Consider the following 18363-nt stretch of genomic DNA (forward strand, 5'->3'; position numbering starts at 1 on the left):
TTACATCGCCGGATCCCGGGCTCACGAGGAGGTGACGGAGGGACATGACCGACGCACGCACCCCCCGGCCGCGCACAGGATCGCGACCGACGATCCGCGACATCGCCCGCGAGGTGGGCGTCTCGGTCGCGACGGTCTCGCGCGTCACGCACGACGATCCCCGCGTCACCGGCGAGACGAAAAAACGCGTGCGCGAGGCGATCGACCGCCTCGGTTACACGCCCTCCTCCCTCGGCCGCGCGCTGTCGTACCAGCGCACGAACACGCTGGGGATCGTCCTGCCGGGTCTCGGGGGCCCGTACTTCGCCGCGCTCATCGAGGGCGCAGAATCGGTCGCCGTCGAGCGCGGTGTCGCGATCAACGTGCTCGGGACGCACCTGCGTCCTGACGCCGTGGCATCCGTCCGTCAACTCGCCGAGCGCACCGACGGACTCATCGTCGCGGGCGGAACGATCCCGGATGCCGAGATCAGCCGACTCGCCGCGGCCGGACGCGTCGTGGTCGTCGCCGGCGAGAGCGCCAAGGCGCCCGCGGTCCTGACCGACGGCCGCAGCGCCGCGGCCGAGCTGACCCGCCACCTGATCGAGACCCATGGACACCGCCGGCTGTGGTTCGTCGGCGAACCGGACGGCTCCCCCGACACGACCCTCCGCTACGAAGGATTCCGCGACGCCCTCCGCGACGCTGGTCTCGACGAAGCCGGCGCACCGCTGCGGTACGGCCTCGACGTCCGCAGCGGCGCCCTGGCGGCACGCCAGGTGCACGAGAGCGGGTTGCCAGATGCGCTCGTCTGCGCCAACGACGAGCTCGCCATCGGCCTGCTCGCGACACTGCCGGGACTCAGCCACCGCATCCCTCAGGACGTGGCGATCACCGGGTTCGACGACCAATCCCTCGCCGAGATCGCCTCGCCCAGACTGACCACCGTCCACCAGCCGGTCGCCGACCTGGGCGCGCACGCCGCCGCCGGCGCGCTCGGCGACGACCTCGAGCCGCGGACGGTGCTGCCGACGCGACTCGTTATCCGCGAATCCTGCGGCTGCACCGCGTCGGCGGATGTCGAGACCACGACGGACTGAGACCCGGGCGCCGCGCGCCCCACCCCGAGGAACGAGGAGGTTCCGATGAGAACGCGCACGAGAACGAGGATGGCGGCGAGCGCCGCCCTGGTGTCCGCGCTGCTGGCGACGTCCGCCTGCGCGAACATCGGCCTGACGCCGGCACCGGCCGCCGAAGAGGGCATGATCGCCGAGATCCGGATGCCGTCCGAGGCCGCCGGCTCAGTGCAGGGCATCCTGAACTACAACTGGCTGTCACCGAACGCCACCGTGCAGACGTGGCTGTTCGAGCCGCTGATGATCCGCGACCGGTTCACCTGCGAGGCGATCCCGTGGCTCGCCACCTCGTACGAGTGGCCGACACCCGATCGCATGGTCCTGACGCTCCGCGAGGGCGTGCAGTGGAGCGACGGCGAGCCGTTCACCGCCGACGACGTCGTCTACACCTTCATGGTCGGCAAGGAGTTCCCCGCGGCGGACCGCGCGGGAATCTGGGGCGAGTACTTCGGCGCTCCCGCCGAGAACGTGCGGGCACTCGACGACCACACGGTCGAGATCCAGTTCACCGGAGCGGCGGTACCCAAGACCGACGGCATCCTCTCGACGATGAAGATCCTGCCCGAGCACATCTACGCCGAGCAGGGCGACCCGACGCTCTTCGTCGACACCGCGGGCGTCGCGACCGGCCCCTTCGTTCCGAAGGACTACAACGGGCGACGCCTCATCCTCGAGCGCAACCCGAACTACTGGAACGCCGACGAGGTGAAGATCCAGCGGATCTCGATGGAGGGGCAGTACGACGCCAACTCCGGTGCGTTGAAGCTCCGCGGCGGTGCGCTCGACCTTTATCGCGGCGACATCCCCAACCCGAACCGTTCGGTGGTCGCCCCCGACCCCGAGAACGCGCACTTCTTCTACCCGCCGGACGCGACCACCGTGCTCGCGATCAACAACGAGCGGCCCGTGCTGAACGACCCGAAGTTCCGTGAGGCGTTCGCCTACGCGATCGACCGCGAGGCGATCACGGAGCGCGCGACGTACGGGATCATGGAGCCCGCCAGCCAGTCGATGCTCCTCCTCCCCTACCAGGAGCAGAACATCCCCGAGAAGTGGCGCGGCAAGGAGACGATCCCCTACGACCCCGGCAAGGCCAATGAGCTCCTCGACGCCGCCGGCTACGAGAAGAACGCCGACGGGTGGCGGGTCGACGACGAGGGCAAGCCGCTGTCGTTCGTCTTCAGCGTCCAGGCCGGCTGGATGGACATCATCGCGATGGCCGATGTCGTGGTCCGCAACGCGAAGGACGTCGGCGTCCAGGTGAAGATGGTCACCACCGACCCGAACGCGGTCGACGGGATGCAGCGCTCCGGTGACTTCGACATGGTCGTCGACTTCGTCGGCGGCGGATGCCAGCGGTCGAGGGACCTCGGCGCCCGCCTGCAGTCGTCGCAGATCTCGCACGACAAGGAGCTGCTCCTCAACCGTGCCCGCTACTCCAACCCCGAGATCGATGCGCTCATCGACGAGTGGGCGAACGTCACGGACCCCGCCCGCGCGAAGGAGATCGAGGAGCGCGTCATCGACGTGTTCATGACGGAGTTCCCCTACATCGCGCTGCAGTACGCGCCGAGTCGGCTGATCTACCGGACCGAGAACGCTGTCGGATGGCCGAGCGAGGAGGATCCGTACCCGGTCGACCAGCTGATCCGCCTCGCGTCGGAGCTCCGCCCCACCGATGGTGCGGACGCGTCCGCCGGCACCGGGGAGGACTGAGCCGTGGTGTACTACGCACGCAAGACGGGCTACTTCCTGCTCACGCTGTGGGCGGCGATCACGCTGAACTTCATCATCCCGCGGCTGCAGCCCGGCGACCCGGCCGAGATCATGGTGACCCAGCTCACCGGTCGCGGCGAAGTCGACCCCGCTCAGGTCGCCGCCATCCGGACCATGCTCGGCTACGGCGACGACAACGTGTTCATCGCCTACTGGCAGTACCTGCAGCAGCTGGCAGCCGGGGACCTCGGCATCTCGTTCACCTACTTCCCTGCGCCGGTCATCGAGGTACTCGGTAAGGCGCTCCCCTGGACGCTCGTGCTGGTGGGTCTCACGCAGATCCTGGCGTTCGTGATCGGAACGCTCTTCGGCGCCATCGCCGCCTGGCGGCGCAACAGCCGCTTCGACGCGACCATCTCGGTCGGATCGACGTTCGTCGGCAACCTGCAGTCCGTATGGATCGCCCTCATCGTCGTGTTCCTGTTCGCCTACACGCTGGGCTGGTTCCCCGCGACCGGAGGGTACGGCTACACGGACCCGGGCACCCCCGAGCACATCGCCGACGTCATCGCGCACGGCTTCCTGCCGGCGTTGACCCTCATGATCACCGCACCGATCGGGTTCATCCTGTCGATGCGCAACACGATGGTGCAGGTGCTCGGCGAGGACTACATCCGCCTCGCGTCGGCCGCCGGGCTCAAGGAGCGCACGCTCGCCCTCGGCTACGCCGCCCGGAACGCGCTGCTGCCGGTGATCACCGGGTTCGCGCTCTCGCTCGGTGTCCTCATGGGCGGATCGATCCTCATCGAGACCGTCTTCGACTACCCCGGCATGGGCCGGCTGATGGGCGAGGCCACGAGCAACCGCGACTTCCCGCTCATGCAGGCGATCCTGCTCGCGACGATCGTGATCGTCCTCACGGCGAACTTCATCGTCGACCTCATCTATCCGCTCATCGACCCCCGCGCCCGCAAGGCGTCGGTCTGAAAGTCGGGTGACGAACATGGCTCCTGAAGAGACCCCCCTCCCGCAGCCGGCATCGATGCCGCAGCCGGCGGGCGGCGTGCTGCCCGACCGCACCGAACCCGTGCGGACCTTCCGGCGACGCATCACCGATGCGGATGCGTCGACCAAGGAGGTCGTCGCCGTCGTCCGGCCACCGCGCTGGTACCAGGTGATCTGGTCGAGCCGGAAGGCGCGTGTCGGCATCGTGATGCTCGCCGTCTTCGCGCTCGTCGCGATCCTCGCCGACATCCTGACGCCGTACAGCCCCACCGACGCCTCCTTCGCCCCGTCCCAGGATCCGAGCGCGGCCCACTGGCTGGGCACAAACACCCTCGGGTACGACATCGGCACGCAGCTCGTCCACGGAACGCGGCTCTCGTTCGCGATCGGTGTCCTCGGCGGACTCGCGACCATCGTCATCGCGATCGTCGTCGGTCTGCTGGCGGGGTATCGCGAGGGGAGCGCGCTCGACGACGTGCTGTCGTTCGCGACGAACCTGGCCCTCGTCATCCCGGTCCTGCCGCTGATGATGGTCATCGTCGCGTACAGCGAGACCCGGGGCCTCGCCCTGCTGGTGTTCGTCGTCGCGATCACGAGCTGGGCCGGGGCATCCCGAGAGATGCGCGCACTCATCATCTCGATGCGCAACCGCGACTACGTGACGGCGGCCCGCTTCGGCGGCGACGGGATGCTGCGCATCGTGTTCCGGGAAATCATGCCGAACATGTCGTCCCTGATCGTCTCGGGTTTCATCGGAGCGGCGACCGCCGCCATCGCGGCCGAAGCCGGGCTGTCGTTCATGGGCTTCGGCGACCCGAACACCGTCAGCTGGGGCCAGATGCTCGCCCAGGCCAACGCCAACGGCGCCCTCGTGCAGGGCCTGTGGGTCTGGCTCGTGGCCCCCGGTGTCATGCTCGCGCTCCTCATGACGTCGCTGACGTTCGTGAACTTCGGCGTCGACATGCTCAGCAATCCGCACCTGCGCGAAGAGGAGGAGAAGTGATGGACACTGCGGCATCCGTGCTCTCGGTCGAGAACCTGTCGGTGCAGTACCGACCCAAGGTCGGCGCGGTCGTCGACGCCGTCAAGAACGCGTCGCTCCAGGTCGCGCCGGGCGAGTTCGTGGGGCTCGCAGGCGAGTCCGGCTCGGGCAAGACCACCTTCGCGCAGGCGGTGCTCAAGCTGTTGCGCAGCCCCGGACGAATCACGAGCGGGACGATCCGCTGGGGTGATCGGGACGTCACCGACCTGTCGGGCGACGACCTGCGACCGTACCGCTGGTCGTACGTGTCGACGGTGTTCCAGTCGAGCATGAACTCACTCAACCCGGTCGTCCGGGTGCGGCGCATGTTCGAGGACGTCATGCACGAGCACACCGACCTCACCGATCAGCAGATCCGCGAGCGCTGCGAGGAGCTGTTCGACCTCGTCAGCGTCGACAAGCGCTTCCTCGCGATGTACCCGCACGAGCTCTCTGGCGGCATGCGGCAGCGCGTCAACCTCGCTCTCGCTCTCGCGCTGCAGCCGCAGCTCGTGCTGTTCGACGAGCCGACCACCGGCCTCGACGTCGTCGTGCAGAAGTCGATCCTCGACAAGATCCGAGAGCTTCAGGAACGGGAGCGCTTCGGCGCCGTGCTCATCACGCACGACATGGGCACGCTGCTCGATTTCTCGGACCGCGTCGCGGTCATGTACGAGGGCGAGATCGTCGAGGACATCTCGGCGACGGATGCCGTGAGCCCCGGCCCGCGGCATCCGTACTCCATCCACCTCGTCGGGTCCTATGCGGAACTGCTCGGCGAGGACGTCGCCGGCTACACCGGCGCCGAACTGGACGAGCCCGCCGAGGTGTCGCAGGAAGCGCCGGTCCAGGGGCGGACGGTGCTCGAGATCGAGGATCTGGGCCGCCGATTCGCGAAGCGGCAGGGGATGAAGACCGAGCACGTCGACGCCGTGAAGGACGTCTCGTTCACGCTCCGCGAAGGCGAGGTCACCGCACTGGTCGGACAGTCCGGCTCGGGCAAGTCGACGATCGCCCGCATCCTGACCCGCATCGACGTGCCCTCGTCGGGCTCGGTACGTTACGCCGCGAAGGCCGACGGTTCGATGCACGACATCGCATCCCTGCGCGGGAAGATCGCCCGGGAGTACCGGCGGAACGTGCAGTACGTCTTCCAGGACCCCTACGCCGCACTCAACCCGACGCTGACCGTCGGGTACTCGCTGGCCAGGCCCCTCGTGAACTTCCTCCACGTCGGACGACGCGAGGCGATCGAACGCTCGGCGAGCCTGCTCGAGACGGTCGGCCTCACCCCCGCCGGGCGCTTCATCGGCCGCCTGCCGCACGAGCTCTCGGGCGGCCAGCGCCAGCGCGTCGTCATCGCCCGCGCCCTCGCGGCTGAGCCGAGGCTGATCATCGCCGACGAGCCCATCGCGAGTCTCGACGTATCGATCCGCGCCGAGATCCTAGAGGTGCTGCAGTCGCTCGTCGCCGATCACGGCGTCGGGATGCTCTACATCACCCACGACCTCCTCTCGGCGAAGAGCCTCGCGAACCACGCGCTCGTCCTCAAGGACGGCGAACTCATCGAATCCGGGCCCGCCGATCAGGTCATCGACAACCCGCAGGCCGCCTACACACGGCAGCTGCTGGACGCCATCCCCAACCCCTTCGAGAAGAGGTCCGCCGCATGACGTTCCCCGCCGTCGACACCCTCCCGTCCGACATCCGCGACCTCACCGAGGAGGAGGTGGATGCCTCGATCCGATGGCTCTGGCGCTTCTCCACGCCGTCGGGGGCCGGCACCGGGCTCGTCCTCGACAAGGACGACCTGCCGGACGTCGCCACGGTAGCGGCGACCGGCTTCGCCCTCGCCGCCTGGTGCGTGGGGGTGGAACGCGGCATCCTCGACCGCGGCGACGTGCTCGACCGCGTGCGCGGCGCGGTGCGGACGCTCGAGCACACGGTGCCGCAGAAGAACGGGTTTCTCGCGCACTTCGTCGACGCCGCCACCGGCGAGCGCCAGGGCCGGTCGGAGTACTCGACGATCGACACGACCCTCGCCCTGTGCGGCGCGGTGGTCGCGGCATCCTTCCTCGACGATGCCGAGGTGACGGCCGCAGTCGACCGGATGCTGGAGCGCATCGACTGGGACTGGATCACGACCGTCGACGACTCCGGGCGCACCCTCGTGCGTATGGCGTGGGTCGCATCGGCCACCGACGACTACGCGGACGGCGCCGACGGTGACGGATTCGTGAGTCAGTGGGACATGACGGCCGAGCAGCTGCCGATGTACCTGCTCGCCGCAGGCCACCCCGGCGTCACCGCCGAGCGCGCGCAGGCGCTGTGGGACGGGTTCGACAAGCCCGTCGGGGAGTACGGCGGGCACGAGTGCGTGTACGAGCGGGCCGGCACCCTGTTCGTCTACCACTTCCCGCTCGCGTTTTACCCGCTCCAGCGCGTGCGGGACCGCGACGGCCGTGACTGGTGGGCGAACGCGCGCGAGGCGACGCTCGCGAACAAGGCGTGGTGCGCCGATCAGGCCGCACGGTCGAAGACGTTCGCCGCCGGCCTCTGGGGACCCGCCGCCGGGGAGGGCCCGAGCGGCTACGTCGTCAACGGTGCGCGTCCCGCGGGCCACGAGCCGCGCTGGGACGGCACGATCCCCCCGGTATCGCTGTTCGGTGCGCTCGCCCTCGCCCCCGACGAGGTGGCGCCTGCGCTCCGCGTGCTGCGCGACGAGCACCCGGGTGCCTGGAACGAGTGGGGCGCGACCGACGGCGTCAACCTGGAGGGCGACGAGCCCTGGTACGCCGGCCCGCGCTACGGCCTGAACAAGGGCGCCACGGCCGTGCTCGGTGCTGCGGCGCTCGGGTCGACAGTGGTCTGGGATGCCTTCGCGCGGCATCCGTGGATCGCCCGCGGCGTCGACAAGCTCGGGTTCACCGCAGTGTGACGCCGCGTCCGTATCGGTTTTCGTCGCGGGCGCAAGGGCGAGTCGGTCGCACGAGACCGGGGGTACCCTCGTCCCTCATGAGCACTACCGGCACGATTCCCGCAGACGCCTTCTCGATCAAGAGTCCCTACGGGCGGCGAGCGATCGGGCTGTCGATCGCCGCGGCAGTGGGTGGCTTCCTCTTCGGGTTCGACTCGTCGGTCATCAACGGCGCGGTCGACGCGATCGAGGGCAACTTCGAGCTCGACAAGGTGCTCACCGGGTTCGTCGTGGCCGTCGCGCTCCTCGGCTGCGCGGTCGGCGCGATCATCGCCGGCGGGCTCTCGGACCGCTGGGGCCGCCTCAAGACGATGATGCTCGGCGCCGTCATGTTCCTGGTCTCGTCCATCGGATCCGGGCTGACCTTCAGCGTCCCCGACCTCATCGTGTGGCGCGTCGTCGGCGGCATCGGCATCGGCATCGCCTCGGTCGTCGCCCCTGCCTACATCGCCGAGATCGCACCGCGCCAGATCCGCGGCAGCCTCGCCTCGCTGCAGCAGCTCGCGATCACGCTCGGCATCTTCGCCGCGCTCCTCTCGGACGCGGTCCTCGCGAACAGCGCCGGCGGCGCCGCGGAGCAGCTGTGGCTCGGACTCGAAGCCTGGCGCTGGATGTTCCTCGTCGGCGTCATTCCGGCGGCCGTGTACGGCATCCTCGCCTTCACGATGCCGGAGTCACCGCGCTACCTGCTCGCCAAGGGCCGCAACGACGAAGCCCGTGAGATCTTCTCGCGGCTCGTTCCCCCCGCGGACCTCGACAAGTCCGTCAACGACATCCGCTCCGCCATCGAGAACGACCGCAAGAGCAAGGGCGCATCGCTGCGCGGACCCGTTCTGGGCCTCCAGGGCATCGTCTGGGTCGGCATCATCCTGTCGACGTTCCAGCAGTTCGTCGGCATCAACGTGATCTTCTACTACTCGACCACGCTCTGGAAGGCCGTCGGGTTCGACGAGAGCAACTCGCTGCTCATCAGCGTCATCACCTCGGTCACCAACGTCGTCGTCACGCTCATCGCGATCTGGCTCGTCGACCGCGTCGGCCGCAAGCCGATCCTCCTCACCGGCTCAGTGCTCATGACCCTGTCGCTCGCGACGATGGCGCTGGCCTTCGCCTTCGCTGTGACCGTCGACGGCGAGGTGTCGCTGCCCGGCGCGTGGGGTCCGATCGCCCTGGTCGCCGCGAACCTCTTCGTCGTCGGCTTCGGCGCCTCGTGGGGGCCGCTCGTCTGGGTGCTCCTCGGCGAGATCTTCCCCAGCCGCATCCGCGGCAAGGCACTCGGTGTCGCCGCGGCCGCCCAGTGGATCGCGAACTTCCTCATCACGGTGTCGTTCCCCGCGATGTCGGGCTGGTCCCTGCCGCTCACCTACGGCATGTACGCCCTGTTCGCGGCGCTGTCGTTCGTGTACGTCGCCTGGCGCGTGCCCGAGACGAAGGGCATGGAGCTCGAGCAGACCGAAACCCTGTTCGTGCGCAAGCAGAAGGAGAAGTCCACGCGCTGAGCCGCGAGGCGGTTCCGGGGACGCCAGACGTCGCTCGGATGGACTCGCGCAGACACGACGCGTCCCCGGAACGCCCTCCTCAGGGCTCCGGGGACGCTGTCGTCCGAGGTCCGGTCAGGGACGGACGGATGCCGCGACCGCGACGACGCGGTCGATCGACTCGTCCTCGCCCACCGAGACCCGGACGCCGTCGCCGGCGAACGGCCGGACGACGAGATCGGCGGCCTCGAACGCCGCCGCGACCTCGAGCGAGCGCTCGCCCGCGGGCAGCCAGACGAAGTTGCCCTGCGCCGTGGGGACGTCCCAGCCGATCTCGCGCAGGCGCGTGACGAGGCGGTCGCGCCGCTCGGCGACGACGGCGACGCGCTCGCGCAGCTCGTCCTCGGCGTCGATGCTGGCGAGGGCGGCGGCTTCGGCCTGGGCCGTAACGGACAGGGGGATGCCTGCACTGCGGGCGGCATCGAGGATGCGGGGGTGCCCGACGGCGTAGCCGATGCGGAGGCCCGCGAGCCCGTAGGCCTTCGAGAAGGTGCGGAGGATCACGACGTTGTCGTGCCCGGCGGCGATCACCTGCTCGCCCTTGACCGCTGCGGCATCTGTCACGAACTCGACGTACGCCTCGTCGAGGACGATCAGCACGTCGGAGGGGACGGCCGCGACGAACGCGTCGAAGTCGGCCTGGGTGACGACGGCGCCCGTGGGGTTGTTGGGCGTGCAGACGAAGACCGCGCGGGTGCGCTCGGTGACGGCCGCCGCGAGCGCGGGCAGATCGACCGCGGCATCGTCGTTCAGCGGCACCATGACGGGCGTTGCGCCCGTGACCGTCACGATGCCGGGGTAGGCCTCGAAGGAGCGCCAGGGCAGGACGATCTCGTCGCCGACGGATGCCGCGGCCTGAGCGAGCTGGTAGAGGATCGACACCGATCCGGCGGCGATGTGGATCCGGTCGTCGGTCACACCGAACCGCTCGGCGAGCCGGGCTCGGAGGCGACCGGCGAGCGCGTCGGGGTACCGGTTGAACGCGACCGCATCCCGCACGGCGGCGACGACGCCGGGGAGCGGATCGAACGGGTTCTCGTTGCTGGAGAGCTTGTAGGCGGCGGCGCCGGCCTGCTTGCCCTGCTTGTACGAAGGGAGGGCGGCGATCTCAGGGCGAACCCGGATGGGGATGTCGGTCACGCGATGAGTCTACGAGCGGCGAGGCGGCCCGCGTGGGAGACTGCGGGCATGCGCTTCATCGTCCGCGTCGTGATCAACGCATTCGCCATCTGGGTCGTCACACTCATCCAGCCGCTGCGCGTCGAGGTCACCCCGTTCGCACCCGGTGAGACCCTGCAGCTCGTGCTGTCGCTGCTGGCGGTCGCTGCGGTGTTCGCGATCGTCAACACCGTGATCGGCACCGTCCTGAAGATCCTCGCCTTCCCGCTCTACATCCTCACCCTCGGTCTCATCTCCCTCGTCATCAACGGGTTCCTGTTCTGGCTGACGGGATGGTTCACCGAGTGGTGGGGCTGGGGACTGTCGGTGGAGTCGTTCTGGCTGGGCGTCGTCGCGGCCCTGCTCATCTCGATCATCAACTTCATCTTCGGGATCATCCTGCGTCCGCAGACGAAGGCGTGACGCCCTCCTCGGTGTCGTAGACGAAGACCTCGACCGATTCGGCCTGCGCGAACTCGGCCAGGCGCTGCCGCACGGCATCCATCCGCGGATCGGAAGAGGCGTCGAGCATCTCGGCGGTCTCGGTGTAGGCATCCATCTGGTGGGAGTCGAGCCACGGCCAGGGGTTGATGTTCCGTTCGACGACCATGCTCCCCGTCGCACCGATCGAGGCGTCGTGTCCTCCGGCGGCCAGAAGAGGGACGATGTCGTCGCTGTGGCGGAAGTCGACCTGCAGGGTGTCGGCTCCCACGTCCGCCTGCACCGGGTTCCCGAAGCCGACCAGCATCGGCACGTCGTACTCCTCTTCGAGCGCGAGGCGGCTCGCGATCATCGCCCCCTGCGAGTGACCGCTGACCATCACGGAGTCCCCCGGCTTCGCCCCGGCCCTCTCGAGTGCGATGCGCGTGGCCTCGTACGACGACGACGCGACCCCGAAGTACAGCGGCACATTCGTCGCCATGCCGAACGTCCCGATGTCGCCCTTGGTCCGCGTCCCCGAGACGTAGAGCGCGAACCGCTGACTGCCGCCCGGCATCGTGTAGCGCTCGACGCGGATGTCTCCGGGACGCTCCGTGGACGGCTGCCGCCGCGCGAGAGCCGACATCGAGTCGGGCGCCGTGCCCTCTCTCACGTTCATCAGCCGGACCGTCGGGGTCCTCGGGGCCCCCACGAGCGTGCTGCCGTCGGGGATCGGCCCCTTTCCCATCGCCTGGATCCGAGACGCCGCCGTCCCATACGCGATCATCGTGAGCGGACCGACGAACGGGAAGGCCACGGTGCTCCAGAACAGCTCACCCGCGACCGTCGCGAAGGGGTTCGGAGCGTCGGCGACCGCCTGGTCCGCGAGCGCGGCGGCCGCCGGAGACGACGCCTCGAGTTGCTCGACTCGGCGGGCCAGGAGCACCGCCTCGCGTCGATCGCCCGGGTCACCTGCTGCCGCGGCGGCCTGCCGAGCCTGCAGCTCGACGAGCTCGTACGCCGTGGCGGTGTTGCGAAGCGCCGTGACGAGCATCTCGCCCTGCTCGCAGACGGTCGTCGCGGCGGTGACCGGGTGCGCCGCGGTGCCTCCGAGCATCGTGACGCCGAGCAGATGATCGACCTTCGCCAGGGCCGCGCGCAGACTCTCCGCGTCGGCGACCGCAAGATCGGCCCGGGCGGCCGCGTCGCGCAGCGTGGCCGTGTCGACGGCGACGACGCGTCCGCTCCGGATCTCGATGTCGCCCATTCACCCCACCGCCTGCATCCACTGGCGATCGCGCTGCGTCTGGTCGATCACCGACGGGATCGACGCCGTCAGGCGTGCGATCTCGTCCTCCCAGGCCGAGACCGCCGTCCGGAAGGCGTCCGCGGCGGTCGCGCTCCAATCCACGACAGGCGCCAGGCGGCGGACCTGGTCGAGGAGCTGGAGGGCTTGAGCCTCTGCTATCTGCAGCAGCGCGAGCGCCTGATCCAGGCCGGCGAGACGCTCCTCGAGCGGGGCGCCCCAGAGATACGGAGACGGCGCGACGACATCTGACATGCGTCGAGGGTGATCCGCGGCATCCGTCGTCGATGCGGTTCCGGCAAGGGACGTGGATGCCGCGGTCACCGCCCGGTCTGTGCAGAAGGCCTCTCGATCAGCACAATGGAGAGGTGCCCGCGCCCGACGATGCTTTCCGCGTGGTTTTCGTGTGCACCGGTAACATCTGCCGCTCCCCGATGGCGGAGGTCGTCTTCCGGTGGTTCGCGGACCAGGCGAGCCTCGGCGACCTCGTCGTCTCGACGAGCGCCGGCACGGGCGAGTGGCACGTCGGGGAGAGAGCGGACAGCCGCACTCTCGACGCCCTCGACCGTCGCGGCTACGACGGCACCCGCCACCGTGCGAAGCAGTTCTCGCGCGAGGACTTCGACCGCAACGACCTCGTCATCGCGCTCGACCGTTCGCATGAGCGGATCCTCTCGGAGTGGGCACGCAGCCCTGCCGACGTCGACAAGCTCGCCCTCCTGCTGAGCTTCGACGCGCGTGCCGACGGAGCACTCGACGTGCCGGACCCCTACTACGGGGGCCCCGCGATGTTCGACGAGGTGCTCGGTATGATCGAGAGCGCCAGCCGGGCGTTGTTCCGGCAGCTCGAACCCGCGCTTCGCCGGTGAGCGCACCCCCCACCGAACGGAGTCGCGTGTCCTCCCTGCCTTCGATGTCCCTGAGTCCCCTCGACGGTCGCTACGCGGCCGCCGTCGCTCCCCTCGCCGAGTACCTCTCTGAGGCGGGACTGAACCGGGCCCGCGTCGAGGTCGAGGTCGAGTGGATCATCACGCTCACCGATCGCGGCCTGTTCGGGTCGTCGGCCCTCACGGACGCGCAGAAGGAGTCGCTCCGCGCCCTGTACCGCGACTTCGGCGCCGACGAGATCGGCTGGCTCGCCGAGAAGGAAGCGGTCACCCGTCACGACGTCAAGGCGATCGAGTACCTCGTGCGCGACAGGCTCTCGTCGCTCGGGCTCGACGCGATCGCCGAGCTCACGCACTTCGCCTGCACCAGCGAGGACATCAATTCCGCCTCGTACGCCCTCACCGTCCAGCGCGCCGTCGAGCGCGTGTGGCTGCCGAAACTGCAGGCCGTCATCGGCTCGCTGACGCAGTTGGCCGAAGAGCACCGGGATGCCGTCATGCTCTCGCGCACGCACGGGCAGCCCGCGACCCCCTCGACCATGGGCAAGGAGCTCGCCGTCTTCGCCTGGCGTCTGCAGCGCGTCGTCGCCCAGATCGCCGGCGGCGAGTACCTCGCGAAGTTCTCGGGCGCGACCGGCACCTGGTCGGCGCACCTCGCCGCGGAGCCCGACGTCGACTGGCCCGCGCTCTCGCGAGGCTTCATCGAGGGTCTCGGGATCGGCTTCAACGAGCTGACGACGCAGATCGAGTCGCACGACTGGCAGGTCGAGCTGTACGACCGCGTGCGGCACGCGGGCGGCATCCTGCACAACCTCGCCACCGACGTGTGGACCTACATCTCGATGGGCTTCTTCGCCCAGATCCCGGTCGCCGGTGCGACAGGCTCGTCGACGATGCCGCACAAGATCAACCCGATCCGGTTCGAGAACGCCGAGGCGAACCTCGAGATCGCCGGTGGACTGTTCACGACCCTCGCGGCGACGCTGGTCACCTCGCGCCAGCAGCGCGACCTCACCGACTCGACGACGCAGCGCAACATCGGCGTCGCGTTCGGCCACTCCCTGCTCGCGCTCGACAACCTGCAGCGCGGCCTCACCGAGATCTCGCTGTCGCGCGACGTGCTGCTCGCCGACCTCGACGCGAACTGGGAGGTCCTCGCCGAGGCGATCCAGACCGTCGTCCGCGCCGAGATCGTCGCGGGTCGCTCGCAGATCACCGACCCGTACGCCCTGCTGAAGGACCTCACGCGCGGTCGGCGCGTCGGCGCGCCCGAGCTCGCCGAGTTCGTGAACGGACTCGACATCGGGGATGCCGCGAAGCAGCGCCTGCTCGCGCTGACTCCTGCCGGCTACGCGGGTCTCGCCGACCGGCTCGTCGACCTGCTGCGCTGACGGGGCTGCGGGGCCGATCTCCCGGTTCCGCTCGACGTCCTTCGGATCAGTGCCCGGAAGGCGGTGCCTGACGGCGATCGGTGTCGCCCTCACCGTCCGCCTGCTCGTCCTCGGGGTCGAGGAGCAGACCGCGCGTGACGGGCTTCGCCATCTTCGCCGGGTCGACGGCGAGCAGCGACAGCGCCATGATCACGAGGGTCGCGATGAACGTGATCCCCGCGACGACCCCGGCGATCGCCCACGCGCGCAGGTGCATGTCGACGGCTCCGGCGCGCTGCTCCTGCAGGACGCCCATCGACACGAGCGTGACGACGCCGGCGAACACCGCCGCGAGCAGGGCGAAGCCGAGCAGGTGGACCGGACGCATCAGGTCACGGCGGGTGGGGTTCTTCTCGCTCATGCGCGGCCTCCAGCGGCATCCGTGTCGGCCGTCTCTACGGCAGCCGCCGCGTCGGGGCGGGGCGAGAACGCGGCGATCCCGAGGTACACGGCGACGATGGCCGCGTAGCCGCCGAAGACGCCGACGCCGATCGTCGACCCCGTGAGGGTGAACGAGCGACGCGCCTGTTCGATGTAGTACTCGAGCATGTAGTCGCGGGGGATGAACGCGAGCACCACCCCGAGGATGAGGGTGAGGCTGCCGACGAACACCGCCTCGCGCGCCGCGGGATCGCCCCGGCGGCGCCCGACGATGCCGATGATCAGTTCCGCGGTTCCGGCCACGAGCGCCCAGACGAGGACGGTCGTGAAGAATCCGTCGACCGTCCGCACCACGGGAAGGGTCGCGATCATGCCGGCGACGATCGAGAGGATGCCGAGGAGCACCGCCTGCCAGCGTTCACCCGCCCGGAAGACGAGCCAGGCGGAGAGGATGAGGATGAGGGCGGTGGCGACGGCGAAGCCGCTGAACACCGACATCCCGACCTCGGCGGAGTGATCGGCCGAGAAGGTGATCATGATCGCCGCGAGCGCCGCGAAAAGGGCGCGCCCCATCTGGAGGTGGCGCACCTCGAAGGCGCGGGGGGCAGCGTCAGACACAGGCGTGATTCTCACAGACGGGAACGGGATGCCCCCAGTTTAGGTCGTTCACCTGGTTCCGTCCTCCGCGGGGCGGGATGCGGTTGACTGGGCGCATGCTCTCGCGACGACGCACCTCCTCCTCGATCGCCGGTGTCGGCGTCGCCGCGGCCCTGCTGCTCAGCGGGTGCACGTCCTCCGAGGACCCTGCGGCCGAGTCGCCCTCCCCGTCGGCGCCCGCGTCGCCGAGCCCGACGCCCTCGCCGTCGCCGACCCCCACCCCGACACCGGTCCCCGCGCCCGAGACACCGCGGACCGTCGCGAGCGGGCTCGATGCGCCGTGGTCGATGGCCGTGGTGGGCGACACCGTCTTCGTCAGCGAGCGCGACACCGCCCGCATCCTCGAGGTCGCCGCCGACGGGGCGACACGGGTCGTCGGGACGATCGCGGGCGTCGCGCACAGTGCCGAAGGCGGGCTGCTGGGACTCGCCACCGACGGTGATTCCCTCTTCGTCTACTCGACGGCGCGCAGCGGCAACCGCGTCGAGCGGTACCCGCTAACCGGGGAGCCGGGCTCGTACGGTCTCGGCGGCCGGACGTCGGTCATCGACGGGATGCCGGCGGGCACCCATCACAACGGCGGCCGCATCGCGTTCGGTCCCGACGGCATGCTCTACATCGCGAACGGCGACACGAGCGACGAGCCGGCGTCGCAGGACCCCGGCTCGCTGGCGGGCAAGATCCTGCGGATCGCCCCGGACGGCGGCATCCCGTCGGACAATCCCGATCCGTCCTCCCCCGTCTACAGCCTCGGGCACCGCAACGTGCAGGGATTCGCGTGGGCCGAGGACGGCACGATGTTCGCGAGCGAGTTCGGGCGCAACTACCGCGACGAGCTCAACATCATCGAGCCGGGCGGCAACTACGGCTGGCCGTACGTCGAGGGCACCGGCGGGGAGGGCGACGGGTTCGTCGATCCGGTGCAGACGTGGCCGACGGATGCCGCGAGCCCGAGCGGCATCGCGATCGTGAACGACACGATCCTCATCGCCAACCTGCGCGGGCGCGTGCTGCGGGCGGTCCCCGTGGCGGACCCGACCACGTCGACCGAGCTCTACGCCGGCGAGTACGGCCGGCTCCGCGATGTGACCGTCGGCCCCGACGGCACGCTGTTCGTGCTCACCAACAACACGGACGGACGGGGTTCGCCCCGTGAGGGCGACGACCGGATCGTCAGTCTCGCGGTGCCGCGCGCCTGACCTGTTCGCGGATGCGCTGCTCGACGGCATCCGTCATCTCGATCACCGCGAACGAGACGGGCCACATCGGTCCGTCGTCGAGCTGCGCGGTCTCGTCGAAGCTGACCGTGCCGTAACGGGTCTTGAACTTGGATGCCGGCTGCCAGAAGACGACGACCTTGCCGTCCTTCGCATAGGCCGGGAAGCCGTAGAACGTCTTCGGGTTCAGGTGCGGCGCCTCTTCGAGGACGATGACGTGCACGCGCTCGGCGATGACGCGGTCGGTGCCCTCGAGCGCTGCGATCGCGTCGAGGCAGGCCTGGTTCTCCTTCTCGATCTTCGCGAGGCCCTTCAGGCCCTTCATCGCCTTGAGCTCGTCCGCCCGCTGCTTCATCGCGGCCTTCTCGGCGTCGCTGAAGCCGGCGCCCTCGCTGGTCTTGCCTGCCATGGTGGTTCCTTCCGGGTCTCCTGCCGATGTTGCCACTCGCGCGCTCATCGGGCGAGGGGTGGTTCCGGGGACGCGCGATGTCGGGTGCGATGCCGCGCGGCGGCAGATCGCGTCCCCGGAACGCGCACCGGGTGGGTTCCGGGGACGCTACGTGTCGTGTGGGATGCCGCGCGGCGGCAGATCGCGTCCCCGGAACGCCTCAGAGCGCGCGATAGGTGCGGCCGTGCGGGTGCGTGAGCGCGACGGGTTCGCTGTCGACCGCCAGCACGAACCGGTGCCGCTCCCCGGGCGGCAACACCCGCTCGAACTCCGGGAAGACGCCGAGCCCCTCGTTCGAGAGCCAGACGGCATCCGTCTGCGCCATCGTGCGGCGGAAGCGCTCGCGATCCTCGGGACTCAGGTACGCGAGCACCGCGGTGTGGAAGACCACGAGCGTCGCATCGGTGGGGGCGGACGCCGCGGCATCCGCGATCAGGTCGTTGAGGTCACCGGCGCGGATCAGAGCGGGATCGGATGCCGCGACTCGCGCCGCCGCCGCGAGGCGGGCGCGGCGGTCATCATGCTCGGGCCACACGAGGGCGTCGAGCCAGGCGAGCGTCTCGGGATCGGCGGGGTCGAGCGGGTTCAGGTCGATTCCGCCGCGCCAGACCACGTCGGGCAGGTACGTCGGCGGCGCGGTGTTCTCGATGCGGCAGTCGATGACGACGTCGGTCGGAACCACCGGGTCGATGCGCGTGACGGTGCCGTCGTCCGCGGTGTACCGGTAGGCGTAGCGGTCGGGATACAGGCAGAGTCCCGCCGACGCCCCGACCTCGAGCAGGGCGAGCGGGCGCGGGATGCGTGCGAGCTGCGGCAGGAGCACGGCGCAGCGCGCGGCTTCGTTCGTCTGGGTCGCGTGGGTCAGGGCGACCTCGCGGACCCGAGGCCACCGCGCGATCGCCCCGCCGCGCGCGCCCGACCACGGCGCGGTCGGCACACCGGCGACGCGCATCGCGGCGAAGACGAGGTTCGCCTGCCGCTTGGCGCGCGGGAGCTCGTCGATCAGCCCGAGCAACTCGGCGTCATCCGCGACCCCGAGCGCCCAGTCCTCGTAGACGGCGGACGAGCCCCGCGCCTCGAGCGGCCA

Annotated in this window: 18 protein-coding genes; 11 read left to right on the forward strand and 7 right to left on the reverse strand. The window is 69.8% G+C overall.

Annotated features, from left to right (window positions below):
* The first annotated feature begins 44 nt into the window (after positions 1-44).
* The 7 genes from ABCU91_RS02225 (at position 45) to ABCU91_RS02255 (ending at position 9333) form a co-directional block, all read left to right on the forward strand.
* Entirely contained in the window at positions 45-1079 is a 1035-nt protein-coding gene (locus tag ABCU91_RS02225) for a LacI family DNA-binding transcriptional regulator (protein WP_413354623.1), read from the forward strand.
* A gap of 45 nt (positions 1080-1124) precedes the next feature.
* Positions 1125-2831, forward strand: coding sequence for an ABC transporter substrate-binding protein (locus ABCU91_RS02230; RefSeq protein WP_413354624.1), 1707 nt, complete (start codon positions 1125-1127; stop codon positions 2829-2831).
* Positions 2832-2834: 3 nt separating this feature from the next.
* Positions 2835-3818 carry an ABC transporter permease gene (locus ABCU91_RS02235; RefSeq protein ID WP_091357714.1) on the forward strand — a complete coding sequence of 328 codons (984 nt, stop codon included), beginning with the start codon at positions 2835-2837 and terminating at the stop codon, positions 3816-3818.
* Positions 3819-3834: 16 nt separating this feature from the next.
* Positions 3835-4839, forward strand: a complete 1005-nt coding sequence (locus ABCU91_RS02240; RefSeq protein ID WP_413354625.1) for an ABC transporter permease — start codon at positions 3835-3837, stop codon at positions 4837-4839.
* Positions 4839-6530, forward strand: coding sequence for an ABC transporter ATP-binding protein (locus ABCU91_RS02245; protein ID WP_413354626.1), 1692 nt, complete (start codon positions 4839-4841; stop codon positions 6528-6530). Before ABCU91_RS02240 ends, ABCU91_RS02245 begins: the two co-directional genes overlap by 1 nt.
* Complete coding sequence (locus ABCU91_RS02250) at positions 6527-7795, forward strand: glucoamylase family protein (protein ID WP_413354627.1); 1269 nt, start codon at positions 6527-6529, stop codon at positions 7793-7795. The genes ABCU91_RS02245 and ABCU91_RS02250 overlap by 4 nt, the downstream gene beginning before the upstream one ends.
* 77 nt (positions 7796-7872) lie before the next feature.
* Complete coding sequence (locus tag ABCU91_RS02255) at positions 7873-9333, forward strand: sugar porter family MFS transporter (protein WP_413354628.1); 1461 nt, start codon at positions 7873-7875, stop codon at positions 9331-9333.
* Positions 9334-9447: 114 nt separating this feature from the next.
* Here ABCU91_RS02255 and ABCU91_RS02260 read toward each other — a convergent pair whose 3' ends face one another.
* Positions 9448-10512, reverse strand: coding sequence for a histidinol-phosphate transaminase (locus ABCU91_RS02260; RefSeq protein WP_413354629.1), 1065 nt, complete (start codon positions 10510-10512; stop codon positions 9448-9450).
* Positions 10513-10560: 48 nt separating this feature from the next.
* Between ABCU91_RS02260 and ABCU91_RS02265 the strand changes: the two genes are divergently transcribed.
* On the forward strand, positions 10561-10953 hold the full coding sequence (locus ABCU91_RS02265) for a phage holin family protein (protein WP_406923132.1): 393 nt from the start codon (positions 10561-10563) through the stop codon (positions 10951-10953).
* Here ABCU91_RS02265 and ABCU91_RS02270 read toward each other — a convergent pair.
* Together ABCU91_RS02270 and ABCU91_RS02275 are read right to left on the reverse strand one after the other, a co-directional pair.
* Positions 10925-12217, reverse strand: coding sequence for a hypothetical protein (locus tag ABCU91_RS02270; protein ID WP_413354630.1), 1293 nt, complete (start codon positions 12215-12217; stop codon positions 10925-10927). The two genes, ABCU91_RS02265 and ABCU91_RS02270, sit on opposite strands and share 29 nt — an antisense overlap.
* On the reverse strand, positions 12218-12511 hold the full coding sequence (locus tag ABCU91_RS02275; RefSeq protein WP_413354631.1) for a hypothetical protein: 294 nt from the start codon (positions 12509-12511) through the stop codon (positions 12218-12220).
* Between the two features lie 140 nt (positions 12512-12651).
* On the opposite strand from ABCU91_RS02275, the gene ABCU91_RS02280 reads away from it, so the two are divergent.
* Positions 12652-13125: a low molecular weight protein-tyrosine-phosphatase gene (locus tag ABCU91_RS02280; protein WP_406923423.1), complete on the forward strand. Its 474-nt coding sequence runs from the start codon at positions 12652-12654 to the stop codon at positions 13123-13125.
* Between the two features lie 26 nt (positions 13126-13151).
* Positions 13152-14534, forward strand: coding sequence for an adenylosuccinate lyase (purB, locus tag ABCU91_RS02285; RefSeq protein ID WP_413354632.1), 1383 nt, complete (start codon positions 13152-13154; stop codon positions 14532-14534).
* Between the two features lie 46 nt (positions 14535-14580).
* Here purB and ABCU91_RS02290 read toward each other — a convergent pair whose 3' ends face one another.
* The gene (locus ABCU91_RS02290) at positions 14581-14934 is read right to left on the reverse strand and encodes a hypothetical protein (protein ID WP_413354633.1); all 354 of its coding nucleotides are present in this window, start codon (positions 14932-14934) and stop codon (positions 14581-14583) included.
* Positions 14931-15572, reverse strand: a complete 642-nt coding sequence (locus ABCU91_RS02295) for an acyl-CoA synthetase (RefSeq protein ID WP_413354634.1) — start codon at positions 15570-15572, stop codon at positions 14931-14933. Before ABCU91_RS02295 ends, ABCU91_RS02290 begins: the two co-directional genes overlap by 4 nt.
* A gap of 95 nt (positions 15573-15667) precedes the next feature.
* On the opposite strand from ABCU91_RS02295, the gene ABCU91_RS02300 reads away from it, so the two are divergent.
* Positions 15668-16810 carry a PQQ-dependent sugar dehydrogenase gene (locus tag ABCU91_RS02300; protein ID WP_413354635.1) on the forward strand — a complete coding sequence of 381 codons (1143 nt, stop codon included), beginning with the start codon at positions 15668-15670 and terminating at the stop codon, positions 16808-16810.
* Here the strand turns inward: ABCU91_RS02300 and ABCU91_RS02305 are convergent.
* A complete protein-coding gene (locus tag ABCU91_RS02305) occupies positions 16785-17237 on the reverse strand; it encodes a hypothetical protein (protein WP_413354636.1) in 453 nt (150 codons plus the stop codon). The two genes, ABCU91_RS02300 and ABCU91_RS02305, sit on opposite strands and share 26 nt — an antisense overlap.
* 199 nt (positions 17238-17436) lie before the next feature.
* Complete coding sequence (locus ABCU91_RS02310; RefSeq protein WP_413354637.1) at positions 17437-18291, reverse strand: DUF2332 family protein; 855 nt, start codon at positions 18289-18291, stop codon at positions 17437-17439.
* Between the last annotated feature and the right edge of the window lie 72 nt (positions 18292-18363).

The sequence above is a fragment of the Microbacterium phoenicis genome (genome assembly GCF_047302325.1).
GTDB lineage: Bacteria > Actinomycetota > Actinomycetes > Actinomycetales > Microbacteriaceae > Microbacterium.